The organism is Apilactobacillus kunkeei (assembly GCF_005930975.1).
GTDB lineage: Bacteria > Bacillota > Bacilli > Lactobacillales > Lactobacillaceae > Apilactobacillus > Apilactobacillus kunkeei_E.
In genome coordinates this window covers 67,140-81,707 of sequence record NZ_VBSE01000039.1, presented here as the reverse complement: position 1 = coordinate 81,707, position 14,568 = coordinate 67,140, and the positions used below count along the sequence as shown (strand labels likewise).

13 protein-coding genes are annotated in these 14,568 nt (G+C 35.6%); all 13 read left to right on the top strand.

Annotation, left to right across the window (positions count from 1 at the left end; all coding sequences use genetic code 11):
- Window positions 1-47 precede the first annotated feature (47 nt).
- Window positions 48-1,379 (top strand): DEAD/DEAH box helicase, encoded by a 1,332-nt coding sequence (locus tag FD688_RS03740; protein WP_138741849.1) that lies wholly within the window; start codon window positions 48-50, stop codon window positions 1,377-1,379.
- A gap of 259 nt (window positions 1,380-1,638) precedes the next feature.
- Window positions 1,639-2,049 (top strand): ComF family protein, encoded by a 411-nt coding sequence (locus tag FD688_RS07360; RefSeq protein WP_190242900.1) that lies wholly within the window; start codon window positions 1,639-1,641, stop codon window positions 2,047-2,049.
- Between the two features lie 150 nt (window positions 2,050-2,199).
- A complete protein-coding gene (secA, locus tag FD688_RS03730; RefSeq protein WP_138741847.1) occupies window positions 2,200-4,563 on the top strand; it encodes a preprotein translocase subunit SecA in 2,364 nt (787 codons plus the stop codon).
- Window positions 4,564-4,619: 56 nt separating this feature from the next.
- Window positions 4,620-5,736 (top strand): peptide chain release factor 2 gene (gene prfB / locus FD688_RS03725; RefSeq protein WP_138741846.1). Its coding sequence is split into 2 segments (ribosomal slippage): window positions 4,620-4,691 and window positions 4,693-5,736, totalling 1,116 coding nucleotides; the frame shifts between segments, so codons are not numbered across the junction.
- 10 nt (window positions 5,737-5,746) lie between these two features.
- Window positions 5,747-6,901, top strand: coding sequence for a PDZ domain-containing protein (locus FD688_RS03720; protein ID WP_138741845.1), 1,155 nt, complete (start codon window positions 5,747-5,749; stop codon window positions 6,899-6,901).
- Between the two features lie 54 nt (window positions 6,902-6,955).
- The gene (locus tag FD688_RS03715) at window positions 6,956-7,228 is read left to right on the top strand and encodes a PspC domain-containing protein (RefSeq protein ID WP_138741844.1); all 273 of its coding nucleotides are present in this window, start codon (window positions 6,956-6,958) and stop codon (window positions 7,226-7,228) included.
- 11 nt (window positions 7,229-7,239) lie between these two features.
- Window positions 7,240-7,575 (top strand): phage holin family protein, encoded by a 336-nt coding sequence (locus tag FD688_RS03710; protein ID WP_138741843.1) that lies wholly within the window; start codon window positions 7,240-7,242, stop codon window positions 7,573-7,575.
- A gap of 64 nt (window positions 7,576-7,639) precedes the next feature.
- On the top strand, window positions 7,640-8,578 hold the full coding sequence (gene hprK, locus FD688_RS03705) for an HPr(Ser) kinase/phosphatase (protein ID WP_138741842.1): 939 nt from the start codon (window positions 7,640-7,642) through the stop codon (window positions 8,576-8,578).
- A 15-nt stretch (window positions 8,579-8,593) separates the two neighbouring features.
- Entirely contained in the window at window positions 8,594-9,424 is an 831-nt protein-coding gene (gene lgt, locus FD688_RS03700) for a prolipoprotein diacylglyceryl transferase (RefSeq protein ID WP_412174674.1), read from the top strand.
- 21 nt (window positions 9,425-9,445) lie between these two features.
- A complete protein-coding gene (locus FD688_RS03695; RefSeq protein ID WP_138741840.1) occupies window positions 9,446-10,462 on the top strand; it encodes an NAD(P)H-dependent glycerol-3-phosphate dehydrogenase in 1,017 nt (338 codons plus the stop codon).
- Between the two features lie 43 nt (window positions 10,463-10,505).
- Window positions 10,506-11,381, top strand: a complete 876-nt coding sequence (galU, locus tag FD688_RS03690; protein ID WP_138741839.1) for a UTP--glucose-1-phosphate uridylyltransferase GalU — start codon at window positions 10,506-10,508, stop codon at window positions 11,379-11,381.
- Between the two features lie 84 nt (window positions 11,382-11,465).
- A complete protein-coding gene (gene trxB, locus FD688_RS03685) occupies window positions 11,466-12,389 on the top strand; it encodes a thioredoxin-disulfide reductase (RefSeq protein ID WP_190242902.1) in 924 nt (307 codons plus the stop codon).
- A gap of 159 nt (window positions 12,390-12,548) precedes the next feature.
- Window positions 12,549-14,555, top strand: coding sequence for an excinuclease ABC subunit UvrB (gene uvrB, locus FD688_RS03680; RefSeq protein ID WP_318530873.1), 2,007 nt, complete (start codon window positions 12,549-12,551; stop codon window positions 14,553-14,555).
- The last annotated feature ends 13 nt before the right edge of the window (window positions 14,556-14,568 follow it).

Sequence of the window (14,568 nt, the reverse complement as noted above, 5' to 3'; positions counted from 1 at the left end):
CACCTCAGAATTTAGCTTTTTTTGCGTACTTAATTATGGTGATAATTATGATTAAAGATGTTTCTGAATTATATGGTAGACAAATCAATGCCACGATGGTTGATAAGAGTCTCCTAAATAAATCAATGGTTCATAAATACGTTCCAATTAAGGTTAACAATAACATTATCTATTGTAAACGATGTGGACAAAAAACGCCCGTAAACTGTTGTAATCTTCCTAATAATAACTATTATTGTCCAGTCTGCATTAATTTAGATAGAGTAACCAAAAGCATTCCGTTGGTTTATGCTGACGAACCCAACAATTTTGAAATAAAACATCCTGTTTTAACCTGGCATGGCCAGCTTACTGATGAACAGAAAAAATGTTCAAAAGATATTATCAATGTTTTTGAGAAAAATAAGACACATTTGCTGTGGGCGGTTACCGGGGCGGGGAAGACAGAGATGTTATTTCAGGGAATCGCAAAAGCTATAACAGAAGGGAAACGAGTGTGCATTTCATCTCCACGTGTGGATGTATGTGTTGAACTATATCCACGAATTAAGGAGGCATTTGCCAATACGTCGATAATTCTCCTACACGGACGAAATCCGCAGCCGTATTATTATGCACAACTGACGATTTGCACTGCCCATCAGCTACTACGGTTTTATCATGCCTTTGATGTATTGATTATTGATGAGGTGGATTCTTTTCCATTTGTGAATAATCAAGGACTGCACTTTGCTGTCGAAAATGCGACGAAGAAAAATAGCGCCAAATTATTTTTAACGGCAACACCGACCAATGAAATGACTAAAAAAATTAAGACAAACAAACTATCCGTCAGTTACTTGCCGATTCGTTTTCATCGTCACCTATTACCGGAGATTAAATTAAAGTACGCAAAAAAATGGCGAAATAACTTAAAAAAACGAAAGTTGCCTAGATTACTTCTACATAAAATTGACGAAAAAATTAAATCTAACCAACGTTTTTTATTGTTTGTTCCACGTGTTGCCGATTTAAAACCAATTAGCGATATTTTGTCTAAGCATTTTGATAATAGTAAATGGGAGACCGTTTTTTCTAGTGATGACAGGAGAATGGAAAAGGTTTCCGATATGCGTGAACGACGTAAACAATTCCTAATAACGACTACTATTTTGGAAAGAGGGGTTACATTTCCAGGAATCGACGTAATTGTGTTTGGTGCTGAAGATGAGGTATTCTCGACTTCATCATTAGTGCAGATAGCTGGAAGAGTGGGGAGAAAAATTGATCGACCGACTGGCGAAGTATTGTTTTTAGCAGAAGAAAACACACTGGCCATTCAAAGTGCTATTAATCAAATCAAGTATATGAACAAGAAGGCGAAAAAACTAAATGGATAGCTGCCTATTATGCAAAAAAGTGATTACGTATGACATATCACTTTCTTTTTTATTGAGCTTTAAAAGATTACCTAAAAAATACGTTTGTGCTGAATGTATGAATCAGTTTGTACGCATTGACGAAACAAGGATATGTAAATCTTGTGGTCGTCAAATGGATAATCTTGGAATGTGTATTGATTGTCAAAAATGGTGTAGATTAGGTGATGAATTCGAGAATAGATCAATCTTTCAATATAACGAAGCGATGAAAAATTTTATGCATCGCTATAAGTTTGTTGGTGACTATCAATTACGGATGATTTTTCAAAAAGAGATTAGAAAAAAGATTAGAAAAGATTTCGTAGTGGTACCAATCCCGATTAGTGCAGAAACTAAAATTAATCGTGGATTCAATCAAGTTATCGGACTCCTAGGAGACATTAAATACGTAGAAGCATTAAAGGTGAAGGAAAGGCGCAAGGTGAGACAGTCTGCGTTAAACCGTCAACAACGAATTCACAACAAACAGGTTTTCACAATCAACTACGAATCAGTACCCAAAATAGTTAATCAAAAAGTATTGTTGTTAGATGATATTTATACCACTGGAACAACGATTAGACATGCTGCGGAAGTTTTGAAGAAAAACGGTGCGATGCAAGTTTTAGGACTGACGTTATGTCGATAAGGGATATTTTATATATACAAAGGATATTTTTTCAGAAGAATTAGATAATCTGTTTTTAAAAATGATAATTAAATGTTAGAATAAGAAAGATAGAATTTATATAAAGCGAATAAAACATTAAAAACTAATTCACGGAAGGAAAATAAACAAATGGCTAACATTTTAAGAAAATGGGTCGAAAGCGACAAGCGTGAAGTTAAAAGACTTAGCAAGCTAGCTGATAAGGTTGAATCTTATGCCGATGAAATCAGCAAACTAAGTGATGACGAACTAAAAGCTAAAACCCCAGAATTTCAACAACGTTATCAAGATGGGGAAACTCTTGATGACTTACTACCAGAAGCATTTGCAGTTGCCAGAGAGGGTGCTACTCGTGTATTAGGGTTGACTCCTTTCCATGTCCAAATCATGGGTGGAATTGTGCTACATGAAGGTAACATTTCAGAAATGAAGACTGGTGAAGGTAAGACTTTGACTGCGACAATGCCAGTTTACCTAAATGCATTAGCTGGTAAAGGTGTTCATGTTATTACTGTTAACGAATACCTATCTCAACGTGATGCTGAACAAATGGGTGAACTATACAACTGGTTAGGATTATCAGTAGGTGTTAACTTAACTGAAAAGAGTCCAGAAGAAAAACGTGAAGCATACAATGCTGATATTACTTACTCAACTAATAGTGAAATCGGTTTTGATTACTTACGTGATAACATGGTTGTCTACAAAGAAGATATGGTTCAAAGACCATTGAACTTTGCCATTGTCGATGAAGTTGACTCCATCTTGATTGATGAAGCCAGAACTCCATTGATTATTTCAGGACAAGCCAAAGGTTCTTCAGAACTATACATGCAAGCTGATCAATTTGCTAAGACATTGAAGGAAAAAGACGATTTTAAGATTGACCTAGAATCAAAGACTGTTTCTTTAAATGACCAAGGTATTGAAAAAGCTGAAAAGTACTTCAACTTAAAGAATTTGTATGACACTGATAATACTGCATTGACTCACCATATTGATGAAGCATTGCGTGCCAACTTTATTATGATTAAGGATAAGGATTACGTTGTTTCTGATGACGAAGTACTTATCGTTGATTCATTTACTGGTCGTATTATGGATGGACGTCGTTTCTCTGATGGATTACACCAAGCTATTGAGGCTAAAGAAGGAGTAACCATTCAAGAAGAAAGTAAGACAATGGCCAACATTACTTACCAAAACTTATTCAGAATGTACAGTAAACTTGCCGGAATGACAGGTACAGCTAAGACTGAAGCTGATGAATTTAGAGAAATTTATAACATGGATGTTATTTCCATTCCAACCAACAGACCGGTTGCCAGAGTTGATGAACCTGACTTGTTGTACCCAACTCTACAATCAAAATTCGATGCTGTAGTTGATGAAATTAAAGAATTACACGCCAATGGCCAACCAATCCTAATTGGTACTGTTGCCGTTGAAACTTCAGAATACATTTCAAAACGCTTAGATGATGCTGGTATTAACCACGAAGTGCTAAATGCTAAGAACCATGCTAAAGAAGCTGAAATCGTTGCAAATGCTGGTCAAAAAGGTGCGGTAACTATCGCTACTAACATGGCTGGTCGTGGTACTGATATTAAATTGGGACCGGGTGTTGTTGAATTAGGTGGACTTGCTGTTATTGGTACTGAAAGACACGAATCAAGACGTATCGATAACCAATTACGTGGACGTTCAGGACGTCAAGGTGATCCAGGTCTATCACAATTCTACTTATCACTAGAGGATGACTTAATGCGTCGTTTTGGCTCTGATAAGATTAAGAACTTCTTGGAAAGAATGAAGGTTGATGGTGACTCTGCTGTTATCAAGAGTCGTTTAATCACCAAGCAAGTTGAATCAGCACAAAAACGTGTTGAAGGTAATAACTACGATTCAAGAAAACAAGTTCTACAATACGATGACGTTATGAGACAACAACGTAGCGTTATCTACAATGAAAGATACCAAGTAATCACCGAAGATAAATCATTAGATTGGGTTATGAAACCAATGATTAAGAGAACAATCAACCGTATTGTTAACTTACACACTCAAGGTGACAAGAAAGATTGGGATCTAAGTACAATCCTAGACTTTGCTATTAGTGCACTTGTTAGTCCTGATATGATTAGCCTATCTGACTTAGAGGATAAGTCGGCTGATGAAATCAAGAACTTCTTGGTTGAATTATCTGAAAAAGTTTACAAGGAAAAAGAAGAACAACTATATGACCCAGAACAAATGCTAGAATTTGAAAAGGTTGTTTTATTAAGAGTTGTAGATTCTCACTGGACTGATCATATTGATGAAATGGACCAATTAAGACAATCAATTGGTTTAAGAGGTTATGGTCAATTGAACCCATTAGTTGAATACCAACGTGAAGGTTATCAAATGTTTGAAGAGATGGTCTCAGATATTGATTATGATGCCACAAGATTGTTCATGAAAGCTGAAATCAGACAAAACATCGAAAGATAATAATAAAGCGAAGATGAACATAAGTTCACTTCGCTTTTTTGGTAAGGAGAGTAAAAATGGAACTAGCTGATGCTAAAAATGAAATAAGTCAAATCAAAAAAGCCATCCAGGGCTTTAGGGGGTCTCTTTGACTTAGATTCCCTTCAAGAAAGCATTGAAATTAATGAAGCCAAAATGGCCGAACCTGGATTCTGGGATAATCCCGAAACAGCACAAAGCTTTATAAATGAAAATAATCGTTTAAAGAAAAAATACGATAATTTTAATGAACTAAATGAAGAAGTTGAGGACCTAGAAGTTAACCTAGAATTAATTGAAGAAGAAAACGATGATTCGATGATGGAAGAATTTGAGGAATCTTTGGCACAAACAAAGTCACATCTTGAAAAGTACAGATTAGGGATGTTGCTAAATGGTAAATATGATGTCAACAATGCAATTCTAGAAATTCACCCAGGAGCTGGTGGAACCGAATCACACGATTGGGGCATGATGCTATTTAGAATGTATACTAGATGGGCTGATCAAAATGGTTTCAAGCTAGAAACATTGAACTACCAAGCTGGTGAAGTGGCTGGTATTGATACAGCTACCATTATGGTTAGTGGTGAAAATGCTTACGGATACCTAAAATCCGAAAAGGGTGTTCACCGATTAGTTAGAATCTCACCATTTGATTCTGCAGGACGTCGTCACACATCTTTTGCTTCTGTCGATGTAATGCCAGAACTAGATGACACTGTCGATATCGAGATTAATCCTGCTGACTTACGAATTGACGTTTATCGTGCAAGTGGTGCCGGTGGACAACACGTTAACAAGACATCTTCAGCAGTTCGTATTACGCATGAACCTACTGGGATTGTTGTTGCTAGTCAAGCTCAACGTTCACAACTACAAAATAGAGAAACGGCCATGAACATGTTGAAGTCCAAACTTTATGAATTAGAAGAAGAAAAGAAGGAACAACAAAAGGCACAACTAGAAGGTGAACAAAAAGAGATTGGTTGGGGTTCGCAAATTAGATCTTATGTTTTCCATCCATACTCAATGGTTAAAGATCATCGAACAAATTATGAAACTGCGAAGGCACAAGACGTGATGGATGGGGATCTTAATCCATTCATCAATGCTTACTTACAATGGAAACTAAGCAAAAGAAATCCAGAATAGGGGAATTTAAATGAATAATTTATGGATGACATTATTAATATTTATTCAGCCAGTATTATGGTTGGGAATATTAAGAAATTACATTATCTACCGTAGACGTATTAAACGTGAAAGAAACGACTTTAACACTTCCATTTCACCAAATGATTTTGAAATGAAACATTTTTGGCTAAGTTTTATTATTCTTGGAATTGTGGGAAGCATTATTTCAATGATTTTAGGAATTTATCTATCACTTCCTTGGATCATTATCTATGAAGTATTGTTACTAATTAACTTAATCATTATCCCAGGTCAATTTTTTACGGTGTTAAACCTGGTAATTGCGACTGCATTAACGTTTGTAATATATAAGTTTGACTTATTTACGTATGTTAACACGGGAGAAATCAATACTTCAGATACCTCATTGTCCAACGTATTGTTGCTATTAGTTATGGTATTCTTTGTTTCCGCATTGTATATGAAGATGTTCTTAGGAAACTATCAATCACCAAAGATTTTCAAAAACCAACGTGGTAACAAAGTTGCTGGTTACTTAAATAAGGAATTTTCAATTCTACCAATTGTAGTATTAGTACCAGGTGATCAAATTCACACATTGATTAGTTGGTGGCCAGTATTTTCAACGGGACATCATCAATTCACAATCTTTATTCTGCCAGTATTGATTGGAATTAGATTCACTATTTTTAAATCAATTCCAAAAGAATTTTTCAAAAAATTATCTAATGAATTGTTATGGTTAACGGTTTTAGGTATTATTCTAGTGGTTACAACTTATTTATTAAATGGTGTTAAAAACATTGAATTAATTTCAATGGCAGTGATGGCAGCTTTATATCTACTAGTTTTAATAAGAACTAAGCACAGAGATAGCAATAGGGATAAGTGGTTTTCAGATGCAGTTAATGGTCTTAGAGTAATTGCGGTTAGAGAGGACACACCAGCTGAAAAGATGGGTGTTGAACTAGGTGATTTAATCGTTGAGGTTAACAATATAAAAGTAAGCACCGAAGACGATTTTTACAAGGCCACTTTGACTTCACCAACATTTTGTCGATTGAAGGTATTGAATCGAAAAGATCGTATTAAAATTATGGAAAGTGCCATTTACAGTGACTCACCAAATGAATTAGGTGTAGTTGTTATTAAAGAAAAGTAACTTAAGATTGATTTAATAAACATTATTTAAAATGTCATTTAACGAGGAGGTTTTATGATGACTAAAATTTACCGTTCTCAATCAGATCGATTATTAACAGGATTATTAGGTGGAATTGCCGAATATTTCCATATTAACTCTCAACTTTTAAGAATTATTTTCGTAGTTCTAACTATTGTTCCGGGCCATCTAATTGGCGGAATATTGCTTTATGTAATTTGTTTAGTAATTGTTCCGGCTAACCCCAACGTTTATGGCGGTGGACATACCAATGATAAGAAAAATCGACGCAATTTAACTGACGTTGATGAATTTAATGATAAATAAGAGGTGACACCATGAGAGTGTTAGGCAGAATATTGATTAACACATTGCTATTTATTGCGATTGCCGGTTTCTTTCAAGGAAGTTTTTACGTTGCTTCATTTGAAACAGCAATTGTTGCAGCGATTGTTTTAGCGATTTTAAATGCATTAGTGAAACCAGTATTGTTTATATTATCCTTACCAATCAACTTGGTAACTTTAGGTCTATTCAGTATTATTCTAAATGGTATTATGCTGGAATTAACATCTTTCGTGGTAGGCAATACTTTTCATTTTGCTTCATTTGGAATGGCAGTGATTGTTGCATTGATTATGTCAATTTGTAACGTTATATTGTCAGACTACTAAAAAAATTTTAAAAACATCTAATAACATGATAAACTTGTTTTATGATGAATTTGGAGGAAAGGCTATGGCATACAGTGTAACGGTCTCAGATCTTGTTGAAAATACCCACCTAGATATTTTCTATGGTGAGGAGTATTTAGATCGACCAATTACCACGAGCGATATTTCACGCCCTGGTTTGGAATTAACAGGATACTTTAACTATTATCCATCAAAGAGAATTCAATTGCTTGGTATTACAGAAACATCTTATGCTAAGGGCATGGATAGCAACGAACTTTTTGATGTAATGAAGAAAATGTGTTTACCAGAAACACCAGCATTTGTTATTTCAACACAACTAGATCCACCTGACGAATTAATTCGTGCTGCTAAGAACCAACATATTCCAGTGTTGGGTTCTAAGCTAACGACTTCTCGAGTACTAAGTAACATGACTAACTACCTGGAAGGTAAATTAGCTGAAAGAAAATCAATTCATGGTGTGCTAATTGACGTATATGGGTTAGGGGTACTAATGACAGGGGACTCTGGAATTGGTAAGAGTGAAACTGCCCTTGAACTTGTTAAACGTGGCCATAGATTAATTGCCGACGATCGTGTTGAAGTATATCAACAAGATGAACAAACTTTAATTGGTCAAGCTCCAATGATTCTAAGACACTTACTAGAGATTAGAGGTATTGGGATTATCGATGTAATGAACTTATTCGGTGCCGGTGCTGTTCGTTCACAAACTAAGGTTGACCTGATTGTTCATTTAGAAAACTGGTCGGATGATACTCCATATGATAGATTAGGTAATGGCGATGAAACTCGCCGTATCTTTGACGTTGATGTGCAAAGAGTAAGCATTCCAGTTAAGACGGGTCGTAACTTAGCTATTATTATTGAAGCGGCAGCTATGAACTACCGTGCTAAGAAGATGGGCTATGATGCTACAAAGGTATTTGATGATAATCTAAATAGTTTAATTAAAGAAAATTCAGGTAACAAAAAATAATCCTCTTTTTGGGAAGTGAATACAATGTCAATTGCGTTAAATCCAATTGCGTTTAAATTGGGACCTATCTTAGTTCACTGGTACGGTATTTTTATTGCTACAGCAGTATTAATTGCCGTTTATTTGTCAGTTAAGGAAGGAACAAAACGTGGGATTCAACCAGATAATATTTACGATATGATTCTATGGGCTTTGCCAGTAGCAATTATTTGTGCCCGTATTTATTATGTTGTATTTCAATGGTCATACTATAGCCAACATTTAAATGAGATTATTAAAATCTGGGATGGAGGCATTGCCATTTATGGTGCATTGATTGGTGCATTTGTAGTGGTATTCTTATATTGCAGAAGTAAGTTAATCTCAGTATGGGCAATGCTTGATGTAATTGCACCAACTGTGATTATGGGTCAAGGAATTGGTAGATGGGGGAACTTTATGAACCAAGAAGCTTTTGGTAAGATTACCAGCTTAGCATTCTTGAAGTCATTACACTTACCAAATTTCATTATCAATCAAATGTATATTCAGGGATTTTATCGCCAACCAACATTCTTGTACGAATCACTATGGGACTTGTTAGGATTTGTTCTATTGATGAATATTCGTCAAATTCAGGGATTCTTCAAACGTGGTGAAGTGGTATTATCCTACGTTATTTGGTACTCATTCGGTAGATTCTTCGTAGAAGGAATGAGAACAGATAGCTTAATGTTATTTGGTGGAATTAGAGTTTCACAATTATTATCGATTATTTTATTCGTAGGAGCAATCGGATTAATGATCTATCGTCGCAAAAAAGATTCTGATTTACCTTACTACCTGGATGGTAGCAAGTTACAATAATTTTAAGGAGCTATATTTATTATGGTAGAAAAAATCGCAGTATTGGGAGCAGGCTCATGGGGCAGTATGCTTGCTAATATTTTAGTTGAAAATGGTAATGAAGTGCGTTTATGGTCATATAAACAATCACAAGTTGATGAACTAAACAATAAACACACAAACGAAAAATATATCAAAGATTTTACATATCCAAAAGAACTAGTTGCCTACGCTGATATGAAGGAAGCAATTAGAGGCGTTGATGATATTTTATTCGTTGTTCCAGCACAAGTCACCAGAAGTACTGCAAAACAAGTGAACGAAATCCTAGATGAACTAGACATGAAAGTAAATATTATTCATGGTAGTAAAGGAATTGAACAAAAGACTTACAAACGTATGTCAGAAGTTTTAGCTGATGAAATCGATGAAAGTCACCGTAAGTCAATTTCAGTTATTTCAGGTCCTAGTCAAGCAGAATCAGTTGCTAAACACGATATTACTTTGGTAACTACTGCTTCCGAAAACATAAAGGATGCCGAACATATTCAATCATTATTTATTAATGATTACTTTAGAGTTTATACTAATGACGACATCATCGGTGTTGAAATTGGTGCAGCTCTAAAGAACATTATTGCTATTGGTGCCGGTGCACTTTATGGTTTAGGATATGCTGACAATGCTAAGGCAGCATTGATGACACGTGGACTTGCTGAAATTTCTCGTTTGGGAACATCATTTGGTGCTAATCCATTAACATTTACAGGTCTATCAGGATTTGGTGATGTGATTGTTACTGCAACAAGTAGTGATTCACGTAACTGGCGTGCAGGATATCAACTAGGTAAGGGAGAAACTTTAGATGATATCGTTAAGAATATGGGGATGGTTATTGAAGGTATCGCAACTGCAGAAGCTGCATATGAACTAGCCAATCAACGTGGTATTGACATGCCAATTACTTCAGCAATCTACAAGGTACTACACAAGGAAATTACAATTGATGATGCAATTTCTCAATTAATGCACCGTAAGGGTAGAGCTGAATTAGATTAATATTTAAGAAATAGTAAAAATGATAAAATAGGAGTTTATATTCATGAAGAAAATCAGAAAAGCAATTATCCCAGCAGCAGGTTTAGGAACTAGATTCTTACCAGAAACTAAGGCAATGCCAAAAGAAATGCTACCAGTAGTTGACAAGCCAGCTATTCAATTAATCGTTGAAGAAGCGATTGCATCAGGAATTACTGACATTTTAATTATTATTGGTAAGGGTAAACGTGCTATTGAAGATCATTTTGATTCAAACACTGAACTTGAATTTAACCTTGAATCAAAAGGTAAAGATGCAATGCTAAAGGCTGTTAGAGAAACCAATGGTTTGAACATTTATTTCAAACGTCAAGAACATCCTAATGGTCTAGGTGATGCTGTTCATACTGCCAAGAGTTTCGTTGGTGAAGATCCATTTGTTATCATGCTAGGTGATGATTTGATGACAGACAAAACACCATTAACTAAGCAATTAATTGATAGTTATGAAGAAACAGGTTCATCAACACTTGCTGTTATGAAGGTTCCTCATGAAGATACATCAAAATATGGTGTTATCAATCCATCTAAAGAGGTTAGAGATGGTCTATACGATGTTACTAATTTTGTTGAAAAGCCAAAACCTGAAGATGCCCCAAGTGATTTAGCAATTATCGGTCGTTACCTATTAACTGCTGACATTTTTGACATTCTAGAAAACACCAAGCCTGGTAAAGGTAACGAAATTCAATTGACAGATGCCATCGATACTTTAAACAAAAAGGGTAAAGTATATGCTCATGAATTCAAGGGTGACAGATACGACACTGGTAACAAGTTCGGTTGGTTACAAACTAACATCGAATTTGGTCTAAAACACCCTGAAGTTTCTGATGAATTAAAACAATACATTAAGGACTTAGCTAAGAAGTTAGATTAAAATTAGTTTGTGTGCAAATTAATGGACAAATGTTTTATATGATAGTAAAGTATCATATATTAATTCAATGAAAGGGGGAGCTTAATTATGGAAAAGTATGACGTAATTATTATTGGTGCAGGACCTGGTGGAATGACATCTGCACTATATGCTTCTCGTGCAAATTTATCAGTAATGATGATTGACCGTGGTATCTATGGTGGTCAAATGAACAACACTGCTGAAATCGAAAACTACCCAGGATTCAAGTCAATCTTAGGTCCAGATTTAGCAAAAGAAATGTATGAGAGTTCCACAAACTTTGGTGCCAAGTATGAATATGGAACAGTTGAATCAATCGAAGATAAAGGTGATTCAAAGATTGTTAATACTGACCAAGGTAGTTATGAAGCATCTGCCGTTATTATTGGTACAGGTTCACAATATAGAAAGCTGGGAGTTCCTGGCGAAGACGAATATGGTGGAAGAGGTGTCTCATACTGTGCCGTATGTGATGGGGCATTTTTCAAGAACCGTGAAGTGGTAGTTGTTGGTGGTGGAGATTCAGCTATTTCTGAAGCACTATATCTTGCGGGATTAGCTTCAAAAGTTACTGTCATTCACCGTCGTGATCAATTACGTGCACAAAAGGTTATTCAAGATCGTGCATTTGCTAATGATAAGATTGAATTTATTTGGGACACTAACGTAACTGAAATTGTTGGAGACAATATGAAGGTTACTGGTGTTAAGACTATCAACAACAAGACTAATGAAGAAGGCGAAATTGCTGCTTCAGGTGTCTTCATTTATGTTGGTAACAACCCAATGACTGAACCTTTCAGTAACTTAAACATTACTGACGAAAAAGGTTGGATCAAGACAAATGAACGTATGGAAACTTCAGTAAAGGGTATCTTTGCTATTGGTGACGTGCGTGAAAAAGAATTAAGACAAGTAACTACTGCTGTTGGTGACGGTGGTATTGCTGGTCAAAATGCATTCGAATACGTATCTTCATTACACTAAAAAGTGTGATAAAAAAGACTGGTCAAATGACCAGTCTTTTTTGTGCCTATAAGGAGAACATTAGTTTTAGAAAGTTTGTTCGTATGTTAGAATATTATTAAACTACAGTGAATGAGCATAGAGCTCCGAGTTAAAAACAAAGGAGGACTTTGTTTGGAAATAAAACGTGAAGAGAATAATAAATTTGATTTAGTTTCAAAATACAAACCTACGGGAGACCAACCTGAAGCAATTAGTAAATTAACTAAGGGTATTTTAGATGGTCAAAAGAACCAAATCTTATTAGGTGCTACTGGGACTGGTAAGACTTTTACAATTTCTAATGTGATTAAAAATGTTAATAAACCCACATTGATTTTATCTCATAATAAGACACTTGCTGGCCAGCTATACAGTGAGTTTAAGGAATTCTTCCCTAACAACGCGGTTGAATACTTCGTCAGTTATTATGATTACTATCAACCTGAGGCTTATGTTCCATCAAGCGATACTTACATTGAAAAAGATTCTTCTATCAATGATGAAATTGATAAGCTTCGACATGCGGCTACTAATTCTTTGCTTACCAGAAATGATGTGATTATCGTTGCCTCAGTTTCATCAATCTTCGGACTAGGTAGTCCTAAGGAATACTATAAACACACGATTCCATTGAGTGTTGGACAACAAATTGAAAGAGATGAATTACTAAGAAAGTTAGTCGAAATTCAGTTTGATAGAAATGATATTGATTTCCAACGTGGTCGTTTTAGAGTTCATGGAGATGTTGTCGATATTTTCCCTGCTTCTGGGGATCAACATGCATATCGAGTAGAGTTTTTTGGTGACGAAATTGATTCAATCAAAGAAATCGATACATTAACTGGCGAATTTATCGGCAAAAAAGACGACATCATCATTTTTCCAGCGACCCACTTCTTGACCGATGATCAAAACATGGATCACGCTTTGAAGGGCATAAAGGAAGAAATGAAGGAACAAGTTGCCGAATTTGAAAAAGAAGGTAAGTTACTAGAAGCACAACGTTTGAAGCAACGTACTACTTACGATATCGAAATGATGGCCGAAATGGGATATACAAACGGGATTGAAAATTATTCTAGATACATGGATAACAGAAAACCTGGTGAGGCTCCATACACATTACTGGACTTCTTCCCCGACGATTACTTGTTAGTGGTCGACGAATCTCACCAAACATTGCCACAAGTAGGTGGGATGTACAACGGTGATAAGGCCAGAAAAGAGCGTTTGATTGAATATGGATTCAGATTGCCAAGTGCATTGGATAATCGTCCATTGAAGATGCCTGAGTTCAAAGAACGTGTTAATCAAGCAATCTACATGTCAGCAACTCCAGGTCCACGTGAATTAGAAGAAACTGCTGAAAAGAACATTGTTCAACAAATTATTCGTCCAACTGGACTATTGGATCCAACTGTGGAAGTACGTCCAATCATGGGGCAAATGGATGATTTGGTTGGTGAAATTAACGAAAGAATTTCTAAGAATGAAAGAACGTTTGTAACTACCTTGACCAAGAAAATGTCTGAAGATTTAACCGATTATCTAAAGGATCTTGGAATAAAGGTGGCATACTTACACTCTGATGTTAAGACCTTGGAACGTACTAAGATTATTCGTGACCTTCGTTTAGGAAAATACGATGTATTGGTAGGTATTAACCTTCTAAGAGAAGGAATCGACGTTCCTGAAGTATCATTGGTTGCTATCTTAGATGCTGACAAGGAAGGTTTCCTAAGAAATGAACGTTCCTTAATTCAAACAATTGGTCGTGCCGCTAGAAATGAAAATGGTGCGGTTATTATGTATGCAGATAACAGGACTGATTCAATGCAAAAAGCGATTGATGAAACTGCTAGAAGAAGAAGTATTCAAAAGAAATACAACGAAGATCATGGTATTACACCACATACCATCAAGAAGCCAATTAGAGACCTTATTAGTTACGATAATAATAAGAACGACGATTCTTCAGAAAATCAATCATTTGTTGAATCAGACTTCCAAAAGCTATCTAAGAAGGATCAAAAACAAATGATTGAAACATTGACCAAGGAAATGAAACATGCAGCTGCTAAACTTGATTTCGAAAAGGCAGCAGCTTTGCGTGACACTGTCATGGAATTAAAGGGTCAAATGTAAGGGGGGGCAAAAA